This window comes from [Scytonema hofmanni] UTEX 2349 (assembly GCF_000582685.1).
Taxonomy (GTDB): Bacteria; Cyanobacteriota; Cyanobacteriia; order Cyanobacteriales; family Nostocaceae; genus Hassallia; species Hassallia hofmanni.
The window spans coordinates 2,481,437-2,503,370 of the sequence record NZ_KK073768.1 but is presented as its reverse complement, the minus strand read 5'-3'; the positions used below and the strand labels follow the sequence as shown (position 1 = coordinate 2,503,370).

At 42.1% G+C, this 21,934-nt stretch carries 19 protein-coding genes and 2 pseudogenes; 6 read left to right on the top strand and 15 right to left on the bottom strand.

The window, feature by feature from the left end:
* Window positions 1-20: 20 nt before the first annotated feature.
* On the bottom strand, window positions 21-1,556 hold the full coding sequence (locus tag TOL9009_RS42190; RefSeq protein WP_051502925.1) for a DUF1822 family protein: 1,536 nt from the start codon (window positions 1,554-1,556) through the stop codon (window positions 21-23).
* A 391-nt stretch (window positions 1,557-1,947) separates the two neighbouring features.
* Here TOL9009_RS42190 and TOL9009_RS0116125 point away from each other — a divergent pair, with 391 nt between their 5' ends.
* The 4 genes from TOL9009_RS0116125 to TOL9009_RS0116110 all read left to right on the top strand — a co-directional run bounded on the left by TOL9009_RS0116125 (window position 1,948) and on the right by TOL9009_RS0116110 (window position 5,762).
* On the top strand, window positions 1,948-2,277 hold the full coding sequence (locus tag TOL9009_RS0116125) for a DUF6825 family protein (RefSeq protein WP_029633703.1): 330 nt from the start codon (window positions 1,948-1,950) through the stop codon (window positions 2,275-2,277).
* Window positions 2,278-2,486: 209 nt separating this feature from the next.
* Window positions 2,487-4,172, top strand: a complete 1,686-nt coding sequence (locus tag TOL9009_RS0116120) for an ABC1 kinase family protein (RefSeq protein ID WP_029633702.1) — start codon at window positions 2,487-2,489, stop codon at window positions 4,170-4,172.
* Window positions 4,173-4,191: 19 nt separating this feature from the next.
* Window positions 4,192-4,917, top strand: coding sequence for a Stp1/IreP family PP2C-type Ser/Thr phosphatase (locus TOL9009_RS0116115; RefSeq protein ID WP_029633701.1), 726 nt, complete (start codon window positions 4,192-4,194; stop codon window positions 4,915-4,917).
* A gap of 647 nt (window positions 4,918-5,564) precedes the next feature.
* The gene (locus TOL9009_RS0116110) at window positions 5,565-5,762 is read left to right on the top strand and encodes an NblA/ycf18 family protein (protein WP_029633700.1); all 198 of its coding nucleotides are present in this window, start codon (window positions 5,565-5,567) and stop codon (window positions 5,760-5,762) included.
* A gap of 413 nt (window positions 5,763-6,175) precedes the next feature.
* Here the strand turns inward: TOL9009_RS0116110 and TOL9009_RS0116105 are convergent, their stop codons facing one another.
* The gene (locus tag TOL9009_RS0116105; RefSeq protein ID WP_029633699.1) at window positions 6,176-7,729 is read right to left on the bottom strand and encodes a serine/threonine-protein kinase; all 1,554 of its coding nucleotides are present in this window, start codon (window positions 7,727-7,729) and stop codon (window positions 6,176-6,178) included.
* Between the two features lie 538 nt (window positions 7,730-8,267).
* Here TOL9009_RS0116105 and TOL9009_RS0116100 point away from each other — a divergent pair.
* Window positions 8,268-8,624, top strand: a complete 357-nt coding sequence (locus TOL9009_RS0116100; RefSeq protein WP_029633698.1) for a type II toxin-antitoxin system HicB family antitoxin — start codon at window positions 8,268-8,270, stop codon at window positions 8,622-8,624.
* Window positions 8,617-8,874: a type II toxin-antitoxin system VapC family toxin gene (locus tag TOL9009_RS39420; protein ID WP_051502924.1), complete on the top strand. Its 258-nt coding sequence runs from the start codon at window positions 8,617-8,619 to the stop codon at window positions 8,872-8,874. Before TOL9009_RS0116100 ends, TOL9009_RS39420 begins: the two co-directional genes overlap by 8 nt.
* Before the next feature lie 332 nt (window positions 8,875-9,206).
* Here the strand turns inward: TOL9009_RS39420 and TOL9009_RS0116090 are convergent, their stop codons facing one another.
* The 13 genes and pseudogenes from TOL9009_RS0116090 to priA form a co-directional block, all read right to left on the bottom strand.
* Window positions 9,207-9,653 carry a hypothetical protein gene (locus TOL9009_RS0116090; RefSeq protein ID WP_029633697.1) on the bottom strand — a complete coding sequence of 149 codons (447 nt, stop codon included), beginning with the start codon at window positions 9,651-9,653 and terminating at the stop codon, window positions 9,207-9,209.
* A gap of 254 nt (window positions 9,654-9,907) precedes the next feature.
* Entirely contained in the window at window positions 9,908-11,146 is a 1,239-nt protein-coding gene (locus TOL9009_RS0116085; protein ID WP_029633696.1) for an anhydro-N-acetylmuramic acid kinase, read from the bottom strand.
* Window positions 11,147-11,212: 66 nt separating this feature from the next.
* Complete coding sequence (locus TOL9009_RS0116080) at window positions 11,213-12,364, bottom strand: universal stress protein (protein ID WP_029633695.1); 1,152 nt, start codon at window positions 12,362-12,364, stop codon at window positions 11,213-11,215.
* 70 nt (window positions 12,365-12,434) lie between these two features.
* Entirely contained in the window at window positions 12,435-12,584 is a 150-nt protein-coding gene (locus tag TOL9009_RS47385) for a hypothetical protein (RefSeq protein WP_186227577.1), read from the bottom strand.
* Window positions 12,585-12,646: 62 nt separating this feature from the next.
* A complete protein-coding gene (gene kdpC, locus TOL9009_RS0116070) occupies window positions 12,647-13,252 on the bottom strand; it encodes a K(+)-transporting ATPase subunit C (RefSeq protein WP_029633694.1) in 606 nt (201 codons plus the stop codon).
* Between the two features lie 53 nt (window positions 13,253-13,305).
* The gene (locus TOL9009_RS0116065) at window positions 13,306-13,575 is read right to left on the bottom strand and encodes a potassium-transporting ATPase subunit F (protein ID WP_029633693.1); all 270 of its coding nucleotides are present in this window, start codon (window positions 13,573-13,575) and stop codon (window positions 13,306-13,308) included.
* A gap of 176 nt (window positions 13,576-13,751) precedes the next feature.
* Window positions 13,752-15,953, bottom strand: a complete 2,202-nt coding sequence (gene kdpB, locus TOL9009_RS0116060; protein ID WP_029633692.1) for a potassium-transporting ATPase subunit KdpB — start codon at window positions 15,951-15,953, stop codon at window positions 13,752-13,754.
* Window positions 15,928-16,089: a histidine kinase gene (locus TOL9009_RS47380; RefSeq protein ID WP_186227576.1), complete on the bottom strand. Its 162-nt coding sequence runs from the start codon at window positions 16,087-16,089 to the stop codon at window positions 15,928-15,930. Before TOL9009_RS47380 ends, kdpB begins: the two co-directional genes overlap by 26 nt.
* Window positions 16,090-16,095: 6 nt before the next feature.
* Window positions 16,096-17,793, bottom strand: a complete 1,698-nt coding sequence (kdpA, locus tag TOL9009_RS0116055; protein WP_029633691.1) for a potassium-transporting ATPase subunit KdpA — start codon at window positions 17,791-17,793, stop codon at window positions 16,096-16,098.
* Between the two features lie 486 nt (window positions 17,794-18,279).
* Window positions 18,280-18,615, bottom strand: coding sequence for a XisI protein (locus TOL9009_RS0116050; RefSeq protein WP_029633690.1), 336 nt, complete (start codon window positions 18,613-18,615; stop codon window positions 18,280-18,282).
* A pseudogene (locus TOL9009_RS39415) lies at window positions 18,603-19,120 on the bottom strand (XisH family protein). Before TOL9009_RS39415 ends, TOL9009_RS0116050 begins: the two are co-directional and overlap by 13 nt.
* A gap of 10 nt (window positions 19,121-19,130) precedes the next feature.
* A pseudogene (locus TOL9009_RS0116040) lies at window positions 19,131-20,398 on the bottom strand (RNA-guided endonuclease InsQ/TnpB family protein).
* 352 nt (window positions 20,399-20,750) lie between these two features.
* The coding region (gene priA, locus TOL9009_RS39410) for a replication restart helicase PriA (protein ID WP_084763226.1) at window positions 20,751-21,934 on the bottom strand (1,184 nt) is incomplete at its 5' end.

The following is a 21,934-nucleotide window of genomic DNA, read 5'->3' as shown; positions in this document are numbered from 1 at the left end:
TGCCATCTCCTTGCAGGCAGTTAAATTACAAAATTCAGTTTCCTATTGACATCACCCAACTGAATTTGCACGGTGAATTGCTCTACAGGTTTGCCACTAATATTTAGTTGAATCCACCTATCAGTATTTTTCGCTTCAACTTCGAGGAGAGTTTTTCCTGAGGTATCAAGCACAATACATTTAACACCAGGAAGGAGGAAAGTTTGATTGTTAGTAGGATGAACTTGTAGACGTATGTCTCTTTCTCCATTTATTGTGGGTATGACTTCAACAACTAAGGCTACCGATACACCTGTAGATTCTATTCCTAAATCAATCGCAATTGCCCTAACAACACCAGCAGCACCTCTATCAGCAAAAACTAGATTGGCTCTTTGTGTACCCAAAACATCTTCCACTGTTCCCCAACTAGTGTCAATAACATTATTAAGCCATTGACTTAAATTCACCATCAGTTGCCTGACGGGAACAAAAATATCCTCAGCGATAGACTCTACAACTTCGACAGGACAATCCAATACTTGCTGAAGTTCTCCACCTCTAAACAACACCTGTATTCGCTCAAAACCTTTTTGTGAACCTTCAAAGAAAAGCAGTACACTACCTTTCTTGACATCTATTAATTCTACCGTCACATCTCCTGATGCTTGTTGAAGACGAGCTACAATTGATGGCAGTTGTGGTTGAATTTCATTCAGATTGCCAGGTATTACAATTACATAGATACTGGGTGGTAAAGGCGATTTAGCTTCAATAAGTTTGTCTAACTTGTCGTCAATTTGTTCGATCGCCTTCGCCGTTCCCGTTACAATCTCTATCAAATCCTCTAAAGAGGCTTTTATCTTATCCAAATTGGACTGGATAGCTACCCACCAATTATCCAACTTCTTTACCAAATCTGGCACAGCTTGCGCCACATCAAGTAACGATTTTTCTAAGTTTTCAGATTTTAAGTTTATTTGGGCTAGCAGCTGCGTCTGCAATATATCGCGTACAGATGGATTCGTCTTAATCTCAAAGGCAAAATAAGCGCATATCCTTTCTAGTAAGCTGGCTTCTACTTTCGCTTTATAGCAAGCAACAGAGTTACCTAAAAGTGCTTCTCCTAGCAGCTTATTTTTGATATCAACATGCCTTTCGTCTAATTTACCTTCTTCTGTCAGCAGTAATCCCAAATCGTTTAGGGATTCAATTGGTGTAGCATTTGCTTTTAATTGCTTGACTTTGTTTAACTCCTCTTTTAGCTGCTTGAGCTTCTTGTTCAGTAAGCGGATATCAGCTTCATGTTCTAATGTACCAAGACGCGATGAGCGTCCGTACACCATGCGAGACGATTGTACCAGTTCCCGACGACACTCGGACGCAATGCTATATTGTGCTAAGAGGAAAGAACGCCTCAAAGCCTTTTCTAATTCATAATTGACAAACTTACCTTGCAGCTTAATAAAATCTGCGTACTTTTCTTGTAGTACAGACTTGGTATTACTTTTTACAATATCTGATAAAATACCTGCTAAAATTTTACCTAGAATTAAACCTTCGCTAATACCCAGCATTACTACTCTCCTTGAAAGTTATTATATAAATAAAACAGTGTGAAATGTTACTTTTCCGTAAAGAGAAATGAAGTAGCAATAGCACCTTTTTCTTTCAAGAGTAATAAACTAGCTTTTCTTTGCAAGGTTCGCGCTTATTCATTGCTTTGTATAAATACAGATTATTTATACAAGTATTTATAACATCATATGTTTACTTTGAGATATCCTAGTTAACCATCTAGATATAAATAAGCTCTCCATTCGCCTTGGTAATTGGTGAGCAATGCTATATTCAGCAGAAGTGTCCAACGCTAAATTTCTCGCTCCGCAAAAGCCCAGTACTAAAACAGAAGCAGTAAAGCAGACAGGCAAGCTATAATTCTCTTGCGGATCAGCGTAACAAAAATTTATGAGTAACCCCCTTGTGCAAGCCTTTTTCGTTGGTAGAGCGGTAGCGGAAATCCTGAATGAGCGTGTAGAAGTCGCTATAACCGACGCTTTGAGTGAACTTGGCAAATTTGATGCCGAAGCTAAAGAGCACCTGCGCTCGTTTACAGAAGAAGTTCTAGAGCGGGCAAATCAAGCCGCAGAAGCTGCCGGTGCTGGTACTTACACCACACCAAGCAGCCAAACCGGTTCTACTTCAGTTGATGTGCAAGCAACGATTGATGAACTGCGAGCAGATATTGCTCTGTTGCGAACCGAATTACAACGATATCGCAGTAATTTTGCTGGATAGGAGTTAGGAGGAGCGGAGTTAGTGGATAGTGGTTAGTGGGAATTTGAAGAAGGGGAAAGGAAAAAGGGAATTATTACCAATGCCCAATGCCCAATGCCCAATGCCCAATGCCCATTGCCCAACAACTAAGAATTATTAAAAACAGTTTAGGAATTAGAGTGTCTTTTCTTCCTGGTAATTCAGTCAAAAACCAGCGGTATACACGGCATATGGAAAAGGGTTATTCAGATCAAGCATACCGTTGGAATCGCGATAACTACTCTAGTAGACGGCGCTTTGTAGACATTTGGGGTTTTGTCTTGACTTTGATGTTCAGGCTTTGGCTCTACAACAAATCTTGGAGTTATTCAGGTGGAGTTAGTGAGACAAAGCAAGCAGCTAGACGCAAGGCACAAGCGATTTGGATTCGCACTACCCTGTTAGATTTGGGTCCAACTTTTATTAAAGTTGGACAACTTTTTTCTACTCGTGCTGATATATTCCCAGTGGAATATGTCGAGGAACTGGCAAAGTTACAAGACAAAGTGCCGGCATTTAGCTATGAGAAGGTAGAAGCGATTATTGAGGAAGAGCTAGGCAAGAAAATTCCTGAACTCTTTCACAGTTTTGAGCCGATTCCTTTAGCTGCTGCTAGTTTGGGACAAGTTCATAAAGCTGTCTTGCATTCTGGGGAATCTGTTGTTATTAAGGTGCAACGTCCTGGACTTAAAAAGCTTTTTGAAATTGATTTAAAAATCCTTAAAGGCATTACGCGTTACTTTCAAAATCATCCAAAATGGGGACGCGGACGAGATTGGCTCGGTATTTATGAAGAGTGTTGCCGCATTCTTTGGGAAGAAGTTGATTATCTCAATGAAGGTCGCAATGCGGATACTTTTCGCCGTAATTTTCGCAGCTACGATTGGGTGAAGGTGCCGCGAGTTTACTGGCGCTACGCTTCGCCGCGAGTGCTGACTCTAGAGTATCTCCCAGGTATTAAAATAAGTCAATACGAAGCTTTAGAAGCTGCGGGTATAGACCGCAAAGCTGTGGCTCGTCAAGGTGCGGAAGCTTATTTGCACCAGTTACTTGATGATGGCTTTTTCCATGCCGATCCTCACCCTGGCAATATTGCTGTCAGTCCAGATGGTTCCTTGATTTTCTACGATTTCGGGATGATGGGGCGGATTAAGTCCAACATTCGTGATGGACTGATGGAAACCTTGTTTGGGATTGCTTCTAAAGATGGCGATCGCGTTGTTAAGTCTCTCATCGATTTGGGAGCATTAGCAGCAGTGGATGATATGGGACCTGTGCGGCGTTCTGTCCAGTACATGCTAGATCATTTCATGGATCAGCCGTTCGAGAATCAGTCTGTGGCGTCAATTAGTGACGATCTTTACGAAATAGCTTACGATCAACCATTTAGATTTCCCGCAACTTTCACTTTTGTAATGCGTGCTTTCTCCACTTTGGAGGGAGTCGGTAAGGGTTTAGACCCCGAATTTAACTTTATGGAAGTTGCCAAACCATATGCAATGCAGCTTATGACGAATATGAATGGTAATGATGGTAATAGTTTTCTCAATGAATTAAGTCGGCAAGCAGCCCAAGTCAGTAGTACCGCATTGGGACTACCACGTAGATTAGAAGATACACTAGAGAAGCTGGAACGGGGAGATGTGCGGGTACGCGTGCGATCGCCTGAAACAGATCGGCTGTTGCGCCGACAAAGCAATATTCAAGTAGGAATAAGCTATGCTCTGATTATTAGTGGATTTACTGTTTCTGCTACGATTCTGTTAGTGAATCATTATGTATGGTTAGCGCTGCTTCCTGGTTTAATTTCTGCGGGAGTCTCAGTATTACTGATTCGCCTGCTTTTACGCCTCGACCGTAATGACCGTATGTATTAATTGTTGGTTGCAAAATTTTATGAAACTTAACTTTACCGGTGTTAGTGACCCCGGACTTATTCGTTCTAATAACCAGGATGCTTACTATATTGACCCAGAAGGGCGATTTTTTGTAGTTGCTGATGGTATGGGTGGTCATGCGGGAGGCGAAGAAGCAAGTCGCATTGCAACTGGGCAAATTAAGGCATATTTGTCAGAAAATTGGGATTCTTCTAAGCCTTGCTCCCAATTGCTAGAGGAAGCTTTAAACCAAGCAAATGATGCGATTCTGCACGATCAGCAAGATCACCAAGAACGCGCTGATATGGGGACAACAGTTGTAGCGGTGATTTTTCGCTCTGGAGAACCACCTTGGGCAGCTCACGTAGGCGATTCTAGATTGTACCGCTTCCGCGATTCCAAATTAGCCCAGATAACTGAAGACCATACCTGGGTAGCACGGGCAATTAAAGTTGGTGAAATCACCCAAGATGAAGCCCGCAATCATCCCTTCCGTCATGTATTATCGCGCTGTTTGGGGCGTGAAGACCTACATCAAGTTGATGTAAGGCAATTGGATATTCAATCAGGCGATCGCTTGCTATTGTGCAGTGACGGTCTGACAGAAGAACTTATCGATGAAAAAATTGCTTATTATCTCCAAGAAAGCCCTTTAATTGACAAAGCTGCGATCGCTTTAGTTGAAGCGGCAAAAGAGCAAGGCGGACACGATAATATCACCATTGTCATCATCGCACTCGATTAAGCTCGGGACTGGGGACTGGGGACTAGGGACTAGGGACTAGGGACTAGGGACTAGGGACTGGGGACTGGGGACTAGGGACTAGGGACTGGGGACTAGGGACTAGGGACTAGGGATAAGAAATTAAGCATTAAAAATTGGCGAACCGGTGAATAATCTTTATTGCCCAGTCCCCAGTCCCCAGTCCCCAGTACATATACTCAGCGTTTTGTTCAGGTTGAGCTTTTTTTTTCTTTACAACTTGATACAAATAAAATTAGCCTCTGGATTTACTTCAGAGGCTAAATTTATATAAGTTAGTCAATTGACATCTTGCACTTTCTCTGGTATCGCGAATATAATTCACGATTACAGCCTTTAATTGTCCCCTTTCCCGGAACGAAAAAAGGAAGTCATACCATTGCTACCTACAAAATGAGTAAATATTTCCGAAATCTGCTTCAACAGACTTGGGTTATATATCAGTAGGCTTAAATGCAAGATGAATCATCCCAAAAATACCTAACTTGGTATATGGGCAATCTGTCAAACAATTGTTATCTTTTTTAATACAGAGGAACAAATGCACGACAGTTCCATGTCAATCTACTAACCGATTAGGGCTTCTGTAAACGACATAACCACTTATTCGTTGTCTTTTGGAGTTAATTATGAGTCAGCCAATCGAATTATCCCTCGAACAGCAATTCAACATCCGCTCTTTTGCTACTCAAGTGCAGCACATGAGCCATGAGCAAGCTCAAGACTTTTTAGTTAAGCTTTACGAACAGATGGTAGTGCGTGAAGCAACTTACAAAGAGCTTCTCAAGCACCAGTGGGGCTTAGATTCAGGTTCCGCTATGGCATAGAGTAGTTCTCGTGTCGCAGTGGGCGACCTCCTTCTCTTGCTAGGTTCCAAGGAGGAAAAAAGCTGGGGATGTTTGGGGCGTCAACTCGATAGGCAATTCAAATCACACAATTAAACATGGCGAAAACTCAAGCAGAAAACTATTATAACTACATCAACTATCTAGTTTCAACTGATTGTAGTTTTTAGGTTAGCTTTGCAGTGCATTAAACAAATTAACAAGATTTGTTTTGCAACGCCCATAGTCAGAATTACACGTTTTCACTTGCATTCATTCTCTGGATTCTCAAAGAGAGCAAATGTTGCGTAGATCCAACCACACTTTGCGCTCATCGATTTTTAACTTTACTATTTATATTTTTTATAACGATATCTTGCAAGTTATATATTTTGTTAACAAAATTTAATATTCACTCAGATTGAAACTTGGTCGGAAAAGTCGAAGGGGGAATCTGTATCAATTGCTTCTAGCTTTGCCAAAATTTGCGGCTTAATCTTTTCATACTCGTTTTTGAGTAAATTTTTACTAATTTGCGGTTCGACAGATGACACAAATGTGGTGCTAATTGTTACCCATTTTTTAAGTCGTTGCTGTTGCGCGGGGGCGATGCTTGAAAGTTGGATATGAGCACAACTATGGGGAGCCTCCCGTGTAAAGAACAAAAGCCGATAGTAACCTAAATTACTCAGTAAGCTAGTAATTTCTTGACCAACGCTTGTTTTGAGGTCGAGATAATAAGGCAGCCATTTAGCACCATATTTGCGGTTGTAAATTACGGTAATCCACAGCAGCATCGGGTGAGGAGAAGTGATAAAAAGAAATTGATTGTAACGAGTGCAGATTAAGCGATTTTCAATTTCCTGTTTGGGTAACATTATCCAGAGAGCAGGAAAAATATTGCCATTAACACGGATGGGTTGGGGAAAAACAATATCGGCGATCGGTTTATTTTGGGGCCAAGAAGTAACGCGAGCAAGCTCATCGGTTGAGGAGGATAAGCGCGAATCTACTTTAGTCTTCGGCTCTAGAACTGTAAGCGCTTTAGTTGAAGCTTGGATATCTTGCTGAGTGCTAAGACTGTAACTTTGTTTTAAAGATGCCAAAACTTTGAGGATTTCACTGATATTGTCGGGACGCGAATTAACTTTTTTGGCTAGACAACTCATAATCAAATTCTCCAACTCCTTTGGTACTAAGCCTTTGGGAGCAAGTTCACTGAAAGAACGCGGTTGTTGATAGTGATGTACTTTATACCATGCCCCAAAAGAGTGTGTTGGTGCGGCTAGAGGCAGCTTGCCCGTGAGCATTTCAAACATCATTACGCCCAAACTATAAATATCTGAGCGGTTATCAAGTTCTTTGCCTTCCATTTGTTCTGGAGAAGAATAAGCCAGCGTACCTAAATAGTAGTTAGTATGATTGCTATCTGATTGTAATAACTTCGCAATTCCAAAATCGAGAATCTTGATTAACTCGCCAAAACTAGGGTCAGTAATCACCAGTATGTTGCTGGGCTTAATATCCCGGTGGATAATTGGGCAGACTTTACCATCAACTAAAATGCCATCATGAGCGCATTGCAACCCCAAGCAGATTTGCCGCACCATACTGAAGAAAGTTGGTAAAGTCATCTGTTGCTTGCGGATGACATGGCTCAAGTTTTCTCCTTGGAGGTATTCCATAACGTAGAAAGGGGTATCATTCTCATCTACGCCATAGTCAATCACGCAAACAATGTGGATGCTTTTTTGCCCGACTAAAGCACAAGTTTTTGCTTCTCGCTCAAAGCGGTCTTGCAATCCCATCTTTTCATTTTGAATTGATAAAGCGAGAAATTTAATGGCAACAGGTACACCTCCCAACAAAATGTCTTTAGCACGATAAACCCGACCCATTGCTCCAGTACCAATTAACTCCTGAAGTTGGTAACGTTTGCACAAGTAGCGACCAATGTTGGGGTCTGACATAAAAAATTCGACTTTAATAGAACTACAATCGGGTGTAATACCTATACTTTGGACAAGTAAGTATACGGTTTTGAAAGTTGAATCAAAAAAATCGATTAGTATATTTACTTTTAGATTTGGTACTATTCCGAACTTTGATTCTAATTTATTTTACCCAATCTTCATCTTGATCAAAGCTACTAAATTACTTCTTGAAAGCTATTGTAGGGATCTTGCAATAGTAATACCAAGTTGCGCTCAAAAATAGCATCTGTCATTGCGACGGTCACTACATGTCGGGAAGCAATCTCATCAACACCAAACTAGTACGACAGAAGGCAACTTAGTACAGAAGAGCATTAATTCATGACGAAAATTTATTACAAAAACTCTGCGTCACTTTGCGCTTACCTCCGCGTTCCTTTGCGTTAAAAAACGCGCTAGTTCTTACGCAAAACTGTACTTAGTATAAGATTCTTTGTTTTGCTCAGTAAGGAGGCGGCGTAATATACCTTTATGGAAGTTAGAATCAAGATAACCTTTGAGGTAAACAATAGAAATGAATTTATCTCTTTTAACATCTCCAAGCAAAAAGCCGTCTCAGTTTAGTTACGATGTGCTAATTGAAAATCAAGAAGATGGTAGGGTTCTGGCGACAGTGATAGGTTTACCAGATTGTCAAGCCATAGGTGCTACTAAAGAAGAAGCTTTAACAAGTTTATATGAGGGTTTGACTGAGCGTTTAGCGAAAGCCGAAATCGTCTCTATCGAAATCGAACCTCCCAAAGCCGAACATCCTTGGATGAAATTTGCTGGTATGTATAAAGATAATCCACTTTTTAATGAGGTGCAGGCTTATATAGAAGCTGATCGCCGTGAACTTGATGCCGAAATGGAGGAATATTACCGTGCTTGACACATTAGTGTCAGCTTATGCAAAGCTACAGGATACATTGGACGATTTCAAGAGCATCAACGTGCTTGATTTCACCCATGATGCTGACACTTGTTATAAGGATTTAGTTCGTCAAAAAATCCGTGTTGGTACGCGAGATTTGCGAATTGCCGCGATCGCTCTTTCGGTAAATGGTATTGTAGTTACACGCAACCACAAGGATTTTACCAAAATTCCGAATTTAACAATTGAAGATTGGACGATAGGTTAATATTGTTGGATTGAGGTGCGTTAGCGAAGCTCGCCCAAGGCATCGCTTCACCCACACCCATACTATTGGTCGCCGTTTATTTTAATCGGCAATGGTTTGTAATAGAATACCGTTAAGTTATATCATGTCTGTTTAATTAACAGTAATAAAAACATCGCAACCGTCGTAGAGACGTTCCGCCGGAACGTCTTTACATTGTCAGTAATTTACCGGATATGATATTAAACCCACAATACGAGTGTAGAGACGCGAAATTGAACTTCGTCCCGCTTCGCTAACGCGTCTCTACAGGTTTAAAATCAGTACTAAAAATCTTTAACACCATTGCCCAATTATGTCGGCTTACGCTCTAAGTTCGCTTCCATTGTGCTAGTTAAAAAATGACCGGCAAGGATGCCACTGGTTAGGTAGTAGCTATCATTATTTATGCGGTGTAGGGTTTCAAAGCCACTGCGACGTTCGCGATCGCTTAATACCCAATAACGCTGCACAATTGTATCTTGAGCAATCCAACCTTCACCTTCAATCTGCCCCAAAAGATTATGCTGGAGTAAAAAAGTATACTGACGCTCTCCATCATCAAGACGCCCTTTATAGAGGAAAGAAATGTCAGGGCGATCGCTATCTATAAAAATCAGCTTTGTTGCCATCGTGAACCAGTTATCTCGATTCCAAGCTACCAAAGTCATACCCTTGACGCTAATTGGCATTCCGTTACGTTCGAGCCAACTTCCTTGCATCGTCCAGCGTCCTGGTTCTAATAAAAAAGTATGAGCCACCTTGTACGCTCCTTGCCGAGTGCAAATTCAGTACAGTATAGCCGCTGTGTGGGGAGTGGGGGACGGTTTGAGAGACTAGGAAGAATTTATTCCTAGTATTTTCGCTCTCCGAAAACCCCTCAGGCTGGAAGCCTGGGGCTACAGAAACAAAGCCCACCTACGTGGGCTAATAAAGAAGGATTTTAGCCCACGAAGGTGGGCTTGGCTCGTATAGCCACACCCTTTAGGGTGTCGGTTAGGAGCGAAAACACGCCCTAGTTCCTAGTTCCTAGGCAAACTTCTCCTAAAAGAACTTCTTGACTGGCGCCTGTGGCTGCTGGGAGGTTGCCGGGGATGCCTAAGTTTCGCCAATAAGCTAAAACTGCGAAGGCGATCGCTTCTTTAAAATCGGCACTTAACCCGACTTCATTTGTGGTTAATACGGGGATTGATTGTAATAAAATCTGCAACCGATGTTTCAAATAAAGATTGCGACTACCCCCACCACATAAAAATACTTGCTGTGGCATTTGCGGCAGAAATGTCTGGTAATTGTGAACAATTGAAGCTGCGGTTAGTTCGGTAAGAGTTGCTAGCAGGTCAGCAGAACTGAGTTGGTATATTTCTGCGTCTTTTAAACACTGATGCAGGTAATCAACGCCGAATAACTCTCTACCAGTGGATTTAGGCGGCGGTAAATGAAAGTAGTCTTGATTTAGCCATTGTTCTACCAATGGATGGCAGGGTGTGCCACTGGCTGCCCAGTTACCGTTTTCATCGTATTTTTTTTCACCAGCAGTTAAATGCTCTACCGCCAAATCTAACAGGCTGTTTCCTGGTCCTGTATCCCAACCGAGAATTTTTTCTAGCCAGTTGTCACGACGAGGTGGTATGTAAGCAAGATTACCAATACCACCAATATTTTGAATACAACGCCCTTCTTGAGGATGACTGAGCAAATAAGCATCGACTCTCGGTACGAGGGGCGCACCTTGACCACCTGCGGCAATATCAGCGACGCGAAAGTTACTGATAGTGGTAATACCTGTCAGATGAGCAATTACAGCACCGCGTCCGAGTTGTAGGCTGTAACCTAGAGGTTGTGTAGAGACGCGATTAATCGCGTCTGTAGTTGAGGAAGAAATTCCCCCTTGTCCCCTTGTCTCCCCCTCCCCCCCTCTCCCTCTCCTCCCCTCTCCCCCAGGTGGTCGGTGGTAAACTGTTTGACCGTGGGAGCCAATCAAAGAGGCTGGTTCGTGACCGTTTTGGATATTTTGGGCAGCTTGGGCAAAAACGAGGGCGATCGCATCATCTAATTCTGCCAATTCTGCCATTGAGATGCTCTCTCCTGCACAAACTGCTAAAATTCGTTCTCTAAGTTCAACTGGGTAGGGATATGTAACACCAGCTAACAACTCAATTTTCAGATCCAAATCTGTGCCGGAAATATCTACTAAGGCAGCGTCTATACCATCAACGGAGGTGCCACTTATTAAACCGATTACATAAGTCATTTTATTTTGGATGAAAGGATTTTTAACCGCAGGGTACGCAGATGGACGCTGATAATTATGTGAACCTCATCCTTTGTTTATCTGGGGTGACAATTTTTCATTGTTTTTTTCAGTGCCAATTATATGTAAATCAACGTTTTTGAGCAAGCGCACCAAATTTTGTGTTAAAGACCCTTTCCAGAGTATTTGCCAGCGCGATCGCTGACTTTCGCCAATTACAATCTGGGTGATGCGATATTGTTTCGCCACTTCTGCGATCGCACCAGCCACATCATTACTACTGATATGAATAAAACTTCCTGCAAATTCTTTACACAGTTTCTCACAAGTTTCAATATATAAACTTTCCTCTTTGGTGAGGAAGCGGTCTTTTTCTTTGACAAACACAGTAAAAAGAGGGGCATTCATATAATTAGCAAGCCTAGCTCCTCGACGCAATAATTGTACTGAATTGGGATAGGTGGATACACACACCAAAACCCGTTCGTGAATATTACAGAATTGTCCTGGGAGGGTGGAAGCGATCGCATCTTCTTCGATGTTGTCTGCTACTTCCCGCAAAGCCAATTCCCGCAAAGCTATTAGATTGCGACGTTGGAAGAAATTATCGAGGGATTGTTGGATTTTTGGCTGTGCATAAATTTTACCTTCTCGCAACCGTTCTTGCAGAGTTTCTGGTGTTACATCTATAACAACAATTTGATTTGCTTCGTCTAAAATGGGGTCGGGAACCCGTTCTCGAACTATCACCCCAGTAATTCGCGCTACCAGGTCATTGAGACTTTCCAAATGTTGAATATTCATTGTGGAGTATACATCAATGCCTGCTGCCAAAATTATTTCTACATCTTGGTAGCGTTTTTCGCGTTCTTGACCTGGGACATTGGTATGTGCGAGTTCATCAATTAATACTAGCTGAGGCGATCGCGCTAAAATTGCATCCGTATCCATTTCCGTCAAAGTCAATCCGCTGCGAATAATTTCCTTCCGGGGTATTATTTCTAACCCTTGCGCTTTTTCTGCCGTTTCCTTACGTCCGTGGGTTTCCAAAAGCCCAACGACAACATCAATTCCCTCGTGTTTGAGCGCATGTCCTTCTTCCAACATCCGGTAGGTTTTGCCCACCCCAGGAGCCATACCAATAAATATTTTATGTTTGCCCCGTCGCGCCGAACGTATAGGATAATAACTTCCAGAATTTGAAAGTTCAGTGCTCATAAAGTTGTTAGTGGATGGTGGTTAGTTGATAGTTGTTGGTTGATAGTTGCTGGTTGTTGGTTGTTGGTTGTTAGTTGTTGGTTGTTAGTTGTTGGTTGATAGTTGTTGGTTGATAGTTGCTGGTTGTTGGTTGTTGGTTGCTGGTTGTTGGTTGTTGGTTGATAGTTGATAGTTGTTGGTTGATAGTTGTTGGTTGATAGTTGTTGGTTAACCTATCCACTAATCACTAACCACTATCCACTATCCACTATCCACCAACCACTACCCACTATCCACTATCATTTATTGATTTTGCCTACGATTAAGTTCTTGGAGGTCGAGAGCATAATTCAATCGTAAAACATTAACTCCAGGCTCTCCAAAAATCCCTAAAAATCTTTTATCGGTATACTTATCAATTAAAGGACGTATTTCATCTTCTCGGACACTACGAGCGCGAGCAACTCGATCTAACTGCTCCCGCGCTGCTTTTAGTGATATGTGTGGGTCTAAACCCGAACCAGATGTATAAATTAAATCGGCGAGTGGTTGAATATTCTCGTCTTTGAGTTGATTTGCTTGCTCTACAATTCGTTTGAGCAATTCTGGATTACTGGGAGCGAGATTGCTTGCACCAGATATACCGGTTGGTTTGGCTTGTTTTCCTTGGCTATATCTCACCGTACTGGGACGACCATGAAAATAGCGCTCATCTCTGAACTGTTGTCCAACCAAAGCCGAACCAATTGGTTCATCTTTGAAATTATGTATGATACTGCCATTAGCCTTTTCTTGAAGTAAGGGTATTTGAGCTATCAAAAGAATAAATAAAGGATAAATAATTGCTGTCAGCAACCAGAGAACCAAAGTAATGCGAATTGCTCTGATAGCTTCTCTCACAATAGACATAATTTTTTTGAAAACCTCTAATATTTATTTACTTCAATTTTTAGGTCGCGGTATTAATAGCGTTCGGGGCGAAAAATGACATCAAACAAGTAAATTATAAGTCCCAGAATTACAAATCCTAAAATGCCGATCGCCCAAGCCGAACGACGTTCCAAATTGCCATCACCAGCAGCGTAAACAACTGGAGCAATGACCAAATTCAAACACAGGACAATAAAAACAACGAGGGGCAATTTTTGTTTATACCATTGCCACCAAACATACAAAAACGCCTGTACTGCATCCATTGCCAAAAATTTATATTGTAAATTAACTCTTCTCATAACTTCCTTCTTTCTTGGCGTTCTTGGCGTCCTTCTCCCTTGGCGTTAGCCTCTCCCTTTGGGAGAAGGGGAGACGCTAACGCGTTGGCAGAAGCCGACGCACCAGAAGGCGGTTCGTTTTCTTAATAATTGTAGAGATATTAATTACAACACCTCTACAATCAACAAATCAAGCCTCACGCTAAACCTACCACCGTAATCAACATGTCAATCAATTTAATTGCAATAAATGGTGCAATCACCCCACCCAACCCATAAATAAAGATATTACGTTGTAGCAATTCATTAGCAGTTAGCGGTCTAAACTTCACACCCCGTAACGCCAAAGGAATCAAAGCTGGAATAATTAGAGCATTGTAAATCAGCGCTGACAGTATTGCAGAATTAATACTCGTCAATTTCATGATATTCAAACTTTGCAGATTAGCAGTAGCAAATAGCACTGGGATAATCGCAAAATATTTAGCAATATCATTAGCGAGGGAAAATGTAGTCAATGCTCCACGAGTTATCAGCAATTGTTTACCAATAGAAACGATATCAATTAGCTTGGTAGGATCAGAGTCCAAATCTACCATGTTTGCGGCTTCTTTGGCTGCCTGAGTACCTGTATTCATTGCTACCCCGACATTTGCTTGAGCGAGAGCGGGAGCATCATTAGTACCGTCCCCCGTCATCGCTACAAGTTTGCCTTTTGCCTGTTCTTCTTGAATTACGGAAATTTTATCTTCTGGTGTCGCTTCGGCAATAAAGTCATCAACTCCAGCTTCTTGGGCAATTACAGAAGCGGTAATGCGGTTGTCGCCGGTTAACATGATAGTACGCACACCCATGCGTCGCAACTGGTCAAAACGCTCGCGAAGACCTGGTTTGACAATATCTTTAAGATAGATGATGCCGTAAATTTCCTGATCTAAACAAACGGCTAAGGGTGTACCTCCCTGTTGGGAAACTTTTTCGTAAGCAGCGTTAAGTTCTCGGAAATCTTGTCCGTTACGTGATTCTCCTTCTCCTACCAAAGACGCTTCACGAACGGACACACTTCGCGATTGTCCTTCAGACACGCTTCGCGATTGTCCTTCAGACACGCTTCGCGATCGCACAAATCCCTGAATTGCTCCTACTGCTCCCTTCCTTGCTTGATATCCTCCTGGCAAGTTAGTACCACTCATGCGCGTTTTGGCGGAAAAGTCAACTGGTTCTGACAGATTGGCATCAAATTTAACTTCTGCCCCTAACTTTTCTGCCAGTCGGACAATCGATTTTCCTTCTGGTGTATCATCAAATATGCTAGCTGCCAAAGCTACACTGGCAATTTCCTCAATTGAGTGACCGTTGATCGGGATAAATTCCTCTGCCAAGCGGTTGCCAAGGGTAATTGTACCCGTTTTATCGAGAACTAAAGTGTTAATGTCACCGCAGGCTTCTACTGCTCGTCCGGAAGTAGCAATAACATTAAATTGGGCAACTCGATCCATACCGGCAATACCGATCGCACTCAGCAAACCACCGATGGTTGTGGGGATTAAAGCCACCAACAGAGCAATTAAAATTGCTACGCTGATTTCACTTTTGACATAAAAGGCGATCGCTGGCAATGTCACCACAACAAATAAAAATACCAAGCTCAAAACTGCCAATAACACCGTCAAAGCAATTTCATTCGGTGTTTTGCTGCGTTCTGCACCTTCCACCAAAGCAATCATCCGGTCAATAAACCCTTTACCTGGGTCAGATGTAATGCGGATAATTAACTCATCAGAAATAATCCGCGTACCACCAGTAACTGAACTTGCAACATCCGAGCCTGATTCCTTCAATACTGGTGCAGATTCCCCAGTAATTGCCGATTCATCCACCGAAGCGACACCCATAATCACTTCCCCATCGGCGGGAATGATATCACCAGCAACTACATATACAGTATCACTTTGTCTGAGACTGGTGGAAGGTACTTCAGTAATTGAGCCATCGGGAGAGAGTTTTCTAGCGAGTGTTTCTGATTGAGTTGAGCGCAAAGCATCAGCTTGAGCTTTACCGCGTCCTTCGGCAACGGCTTCGGCAAAATTGGCAAACCACACCGTAAAGAATAAAATCCCAGTAATTAAGCCGTTAAAACGTTGTAAATTATCGCCTGGGACTCGTCCAAATAGGTAAGGATCAATCGTGACGAAAAGAGTAATAATTGTGCCTACCCAAACCAAAAACATGACTGGATTTTTGATTGCAGATTTAGGATTGAGCTTGACAAAAGCATCTTTAACTGCTCTGAGATAAAGTCCTGTATTATTTACTTTAGACTTTTTCGGCGATTGACGGCGATCGCTTTTGAGAGAACGTGGAGGTTTCTTTTTAGAAGTAGTTGCAACGCGATTCATATATTTTGGGAATTGGGCATTGGGCATTGGGCATTGGGCATGGGGCATGGGGCATTGGGCATTGGGCATTGGGCATTGGGCATTTTTTCCCCTTGTCTCCTTGTCTCCTTGTCCCCTTGTCCCCTTGTCTCCCCATCTCTAACTACCGGACAGCGAGTTTAAAACCTTCAGCGATGGGACCTAATGCTAAAACGGGGAAAAATGTCAGTACTCCTAAAATCAGAATTACCCCAGCGGTAACAATAGTAAATAGCAGAGAATCAGTTCTTAATGTACCGGGAGTTTCTGCCACTGTTGGTTTGTGTCCCATACTGTCAGCTAAAAGTAGGATGGCGATAATTGGTACGTAGCGTCCTACTAAGATGCTCACACAACTACTTAAGTTCCACCATAAAGCTGTACGTGCAGGTTGGGTATCAGCTAATCCTTCCAAACCAGAACCGTTGTTAGCAGCAGCTGAAGCATATTCGTACACTACTTGGGAGATACCGTGAAAACTTGGATTGGTAATTCCAGATAAAGTGTTGGGAGAAGTTAAGGCGATCGCTGTGGGGATTAAAACTACAATTGGGTGAACCAGTAGAACTACGCTCGCAAGGACGATTTCTCGCTTTTCTATTTTGCGTCCGAAAAATTCTGGAGTGCGTCCCACCATTAACCCAGTTAAAAATACCGTGAGAATTAAGTAAATGAATAAGTAAGCAGTGCCTGTCCCTTGACCGCCCCAAATAATCTGCAAAAATAAGTTGAAAAGGGTTGAAAAGCCACCACCAGGCATGAGAGAATCGTGCATACCGTTGACGGCACCGCACATGGTTGCAGTGGTCATCACTGCCCATAATGCAGTTTGCGCCCAGCCAAATCTGACTTCTTTGCCTTCTAAATTCGGCTGGTCTGTTGCTAAAGCGGTATTAATTAAAGGATTTCCTTGCAGTTCACCAGAAGCTGTGATCAGAACTAAAGTTACAAAAATGATAAATACCATCCAGAAAAGCAGCCAACCTTGTTTGATATTATTGGCAAATAAACCATAGGTATAAATCAATGCCGCTGGAATGGAAATCATGGCGATTTCTTCGATTAAATTAGAAATACCATTGGGATTTTCAAAGGGATGTGCCGAGTTAACCCCAAAAAAACCCCCACCATTTTCGCCTAGTTGTTTGATTATCTCAAAAGATGCCACTGGACCTCTGGCGATGTACTGCGTACTTCCTTCGAGAGTTCTGATAACTTGCGGTGCAGCTAACGTTTGCGGTACACCTGTTAAAAGTAAGGCGATCGCTCCAATCACCGAAATTGGTAGTAAAATTCGTGTGATGCCACGAATTAGATCGACGTAAAAATTTCCTAAAGGTCTACCAGTTAAGCCGCGAATAAAGGCAATTCCTACCGCTAACCCCGTTGCTGCTGAGGTAAACATCAAAAAGCCTAAAGCTGCTGTCTGGCTAAAATAACTTAAGGTTGTTTCGCCGGCATAATGTTGTTGATCGGTATTTGTGAGAAATGAAATCGCAGTATGTAAAACTGTATCCCAAGTAGGCATCCCTAAGCGCGTGGGATTGAAGGGCAAGAATTTCTGAAGCGCTATTAACAGATATACGAAAACGCCCATAACAAAATTACTGTACAGTATTGCTCGCCCATACTGCCAACCAGTCATATTATCTTGTTTGCGGACACCTGCTAATGTATAAATAAATCTTTCTACAGGCTGCATTCCTAAGTCAAGTAGCGTTTTTTCTCCTAAGAAGACACGGGCTATGTATTTACCCAGAAACGGAGTTATTCCTATTACAATGCAGAGCGTTAGCCCAATTTGCAACAAACCTTGTCCCATCTATTTCCTTTAGTTTTATTGAGTACCTACAAGCCGATGCTGAAACATTACATTTAACAACCTGTGAATTTTATTTGGCGATTAAACCGCGATATTTCTTATCACTTCAATTTTTTATACTAGATTTACTCTTCTGTGTTATTACTAATTTTCAGAGCTTTTTTGAGCTGTCCGACAAGAATACTTAAATTTTACTATTATTCATTTGTCTTCCATATCATAATATTTCATCCTAATTTCATTTCAGTCTGAAAGAATGTTAACTAAGAAGCTCAAGCTGGCTTTTGAAATATATTCCAAAAGCTATGTAGCTATTGATTCGTGAATGTGCGAAATACACATAGACGTGACTGTCCCCTCTATTAAAGGAAACTCTAGGCAATGCCCTCCTTGAAGCGCGGGATGAGGTATACTCTATTCACCTGCAATACGCTGTATATAGTAGACATCTCCAACGCATAGTTCATTTCTGGAGATGTTTAGTACTTAAGCCACGCCGTACCCCGTATACTCTCTTGCATAAACAGGCTGCAAACCTAACACAATATTTTCCTTCAGTACTCCCATTGCGACAAGTTCATCAGCAATCAATTTATCACTCTGGTTGCGTTGAATCCAAATTTTCCCATCTTTAATATCTAAATGCATGATGCAATTATAAATACGGCGATGTTTATCCCATCCCAAATCGACTATTTGATAATGGTCGCGTTCGATATCAAAAATTGTTTGTAGCTCAAGTTCCCCATGTATCGGCTTTCCTTTGCTATATTCAGTCAATAGTTCTTGAATGCACTGGCGGTAAAATATTAATTTATCCATCTGAATATCACCTCATCTACAGGGTCGTACACTATTAATTTAACTTGGTAGTGTTGTATCGATGCTTTTGCTAAATCGCGTTGAAAAAATGACTCATAAGCCGCAATTGGCACAGCTAGATATAAAATTCGTTCTTTTTCACTGGCTTCTAAAACTAAGCGGTAATTTAGACAGGACTTACGCACGGACTACGCATTTCCGTCATTGCGACGCAAGGAAGCAATCTCAAAGTCTTGTTTTCTCGTAACAAGTGCGTAAGTCCTATTAGAAATTGACCCAATGCCAAATGAAAATCAAATAAGGCTGAGTCACTTAAAAAGCTTTTAATTTCGACTGCTATTTTTTCTCCTGCTCTTTCAGCCCCCAATAGCCGCTCTGCACCTAAATCAATTCTAACTTCATCTTCTTCGCCGTACTCAATTCTTAGTGGGTCATGTGTAATTGCCCACTGTTCTTTGTGGAGAGCCTTTTTTACTGCGTCATGAAATCGGTCTTTGGCTGACATTTATTCTCACTCACACGGTTTTTAAGCTGATTGTGACATCTCCCACCACTGAACGGAGTACCGTTTCAGTGGGGGCTTCCAAGACAATCCGGCTAACGCTTAGGAGGCTCTTGGCTTTTTGAAAACGGGATGACCCTCCGCCCTTTTTCTTATATTTATCGCGGCGTTGTGATCGCGATCTAAACTGCACCCACAATTAGGGCAATCGTGCCACCTCACATGCAGCTTTTTGGGAACTTTCACACCACAATTAGAACAATCTTGACTAGTGCCAGATGCGTGACAAAGGATAACACAGAATCCAGCATTTTCGGCTTTGATTTGTAGTATCGACAGAAAGTTTGACCATCCAGCGTCCGTTACAGACTTCGCTAATCGTGTACGTGCAAGTCCTTTTACATTCAAATCTTCAATCGCGACAACATCATATTTTTTCAACAAGTTGTTCGCGGTTTTGAAATGGAAATCTTTCCTTTTATCTGCAACTTTTTTGTGCTGTTTACCTAATTGTTTTACTGCTTTTTGTCTTCTATTGCTTCCTTTCTTGCGACGGGAAACACGTTTTTGAATAACCCGCAAACGTTTCTGAGACTTGCGGTAATATTGCGGGATTTTCACCACATCATTATCAGAAGTTGTCAAAAACTCTTTCAAACCTACGTCAATACCCACTATTGAGTCGGGGTTGAAATCAGGCTTAACAGCAGGCACAGTCTTGTCTTCTAAGCTCAATGTCACATAGTAGCCATCAGCCTTTTTGGTAATAGAGCAAGTCTTGATTTTGAATCCATCAGGTATTGTTCGATGCTGAATTAATTTAACTTTCCCAAACTTCGGAAGAGCTATGAAGCCTCTATTGATGCAATTATCCTTCATAGAAGGATAGGTAAAAGTTTTATACTGGTTAGCGGCTTTGAACCGAGGTCTTCCGCTTCGCTTTCCATTACAATCCCCACCTAAAAACCTGTCAAAAGCTAACTCTACTCGTTTAGCCGCATTTTGCAAAACCTGCGAGTGAATTTCCTTGTACCACGGTCTATCTTTTTTTAGTTGAGGTAATGAATTTTGTTGGCTGTAGTAGTCAGGATTGTCTCGTAATTCTGGTAAATGACAAACAAGCAAAGAGCAAGAGTTGACAGAGCATCTGTTTTCTTCGTACCAGCGAAAGCGATCAGCTAATAAATAGTTATATTGGTGGCGAAGCATATCCAGCCATCTATCAATCTGAACTATTTGTTGTTTTGTTGGGCGCAATCGGAATTGATACGAAGTTCTCATTTGTTTTTCCTCCTCAAAGTAGGATAACATGAACGTGTGTCGATTGGGTGGACTAAATGAAAGAATGTAGAATAAGCTTGAGAATTTCCATTAGAAGAATGAGTAAATTTAGGAACTATGCGGTAAATCAAGATAAGACCTTGACCCAACTAATAGAAGAATATATTGATTCACTTCCAAATACAAAGATTGGCAATTCGTCACCGACCGACCACCAATAATAACCGCAGGTTATTATTGGTGGTCGGTCACTTCCTTATTGCCCACCTTATATCCCGCCACTGATTCTGAGTACAGAATTCAGTGGGGGACTTACGGTGTAAAGTTAAATTAATTCGTGGCTTAAATATATTCACATCATATGTAATGGGTCTACATCGATTGTCAAGCTAACAGATGCAGGACAAAGCGATCGCACGTCTTCCCAATCTGGCAATTGTGGCAAAGCATCGGGAGCAAACTTAATTAATATCTGCCAGCGATAACGATTTGCTACTCTTAAAATACTCGCTGGTGCGGGTCCCAATATTTCAAATCCCTCTGTGGAATTCAAAGAGGTTGCGATGATTTGCGCGGCATTCTGCACGCTGATTGCATCCAAACTACTTAAGCGCAATAAAATCAATCTCCCATAAGGAGGATAATTTAAGGCTTGTCTTTGTTCTAATTCCGTATGAATAAAAGACTCATAATCATGCCTTTGTACCGCTTCAATTACTGGATGTTCTGGTGTGTAAGTTTGGATAATTGCCTTACCAGGATCGTCACCTCTACCAGCACGTCCGGCTACTTGAGTTAAAGTTTGAAATGCGCGTTCGCTGGCACGATAATCTGATAAATTTAACAAGCCATCAGCCGCAACTACACCAACTAATGTAACTTGGGGTAAATCTAAACCTTTGGTGAGCATTTGCGTACCCACTAACAATTCAGCTTCACCGTTGGCAAATTGAGTTAACAGCTTGCGGTGTGACCCTTTATTGCGGGTGGTATCGCTATCAAACCGAATGTAGCGCAATTCGGGAAACTGTCGCGTTAATTCTTGTGCGACTCGCTGTGTCCCGCTACCAAAGAACTTTAAATAAGGAGAACTGCATTCGGGGCAGTTTTGAGGATGCGATCGCCCAAAGTTACAGTAATGACAGCGCAATAATTCCGGCGCCCCCTCTTCTGTATGGTGATACGCTAGCGAAACATCACAATGAGGACATTCGAGCACATATCCGCAACTGCGGCAAGATACAAAAGTACTATGTCCCCGACGATGGATAAATAAAATTCCCTGTTGTCGCTTTTCTCGTAACTCTAGCAAAGCTGATTGCAGCGACCTACTAAATATAGAACGATTTCCCTGGTGCAACTCTTGACGCATATCCACCACTTCCACCGGCGGTAAAGGACGAGAGTAAACGCGTTCGGGCAGGGGGAGGTAGTGGGAGGAGGCAGGGGAGGCAGGGGAGGCAGGGGAGGCAGGGGAAGATGGGGAAGATGGGGAGGCAGGGGAGGCAGGGGAAGATGGGGAAGATGGGGAGGCAG

Coding starts and splice junctions, on each gene's coding strand:
- TOL9009_RS0116065 (WP_029633693.1), bottom strand. CDS start 13,575: ATGAGAAGAGTTAATTTACAATATAAATTTTTGGCAATGGATGCAGTA.
- TOL9009_RS0116115 (WP_029633701.1), top strand. CDS start 4,192: ATGAAACTTAACTTTACCGGTGTTAGTGACCCCGGACTTATTCGTTCT.
- TOL9009_RS0116085 (WP_029633696.1), bottom strand. CDS start 11,146: ATGACTTATGTAATCGGTTTAATAAGTGGCACCTCCGTTGATGGTATA.
- TOL9009_RS0116110 (WP_029633700.1), top strand. CDS start 5,565: ATGAGTCAGCCAATCGAATTATCCCTCGAACAGCAATTCAACATCCGC.
- TOL9009_RS47380 (WP_186227576.1), bottom strand. CDS start 16,089: ATGGGGAGACAAGGGGACAAGGGGACAAGGAGACAAGGAGACAAGGGG.
- TOL9009_RS0116120 (WP_029633702.1), top strand. CDS start 2,487: ATGGAAAAGGGTTATTCAGATCAAGCATACCGTTGGAATCGCGATAAC.
- kdpB (WP_029633692.1), bottom strand. CDS start 15,953: ATGAATCGCGTTGCAACTACTTCTAAAAAGAAACCTCCACGTTCTCTC.
- TOL9009_RS0116105 (WP_029633699.1), bottom strand. CDS start 7,729: ATGTCAGACCCCAACATTGGTCGCTACTTGTGCAAACGTTACCAACTT.
- TOL9009_RS42190 (WP_051502925.1), bottom strand. CDS start 1,556: ATGCTGGGTATTAGCGAAGGTTTAATTCTAGGTAAAATTTTAGCAGGT.
- TOL9009_RS0116050 (WP_029633690.1), bottom strand. CDS start 18,615: ATGGATAAATTAATATTTTACCGCCAGTGCATTCAAGAACTATTGACT.
- TOL9009_RS0116100 (WP_029633698.1), top strand. CDS start 8,268: ATGAATTTATCTCTTTTAACATCTCCAAGCAAAAAGCCGTCTCAGTTT.
- TOL9009_RS0116080 (WP_029633695.1), bottom strand. CDS start 12,364: ATGAGCACTGAACTTTCAAATTCTGGAAGTTATTATCCTATACGTTCG.
- TOL9009_RS0116125 (WP_029633703.1), top strand. CDS start 1,948: ATGAGTAACCCCCTTGTGCAAGCCTTTTTCGTTGGTAGAGCGGTAGCG.
- kdpC (WP_029633694.1), bottom strand. CDS start 13,252: ATGTCTATTGTGAGAGAAGCTATCAGAGCAATTCGCATTACTTTGGTT.
- kdpA (WP_029633691.1), bottom strand. CDS start 17,793: ATGGGACAAGGTTTGTTGCAAATTGGGCTAACGCTCTGCATTGTAATA.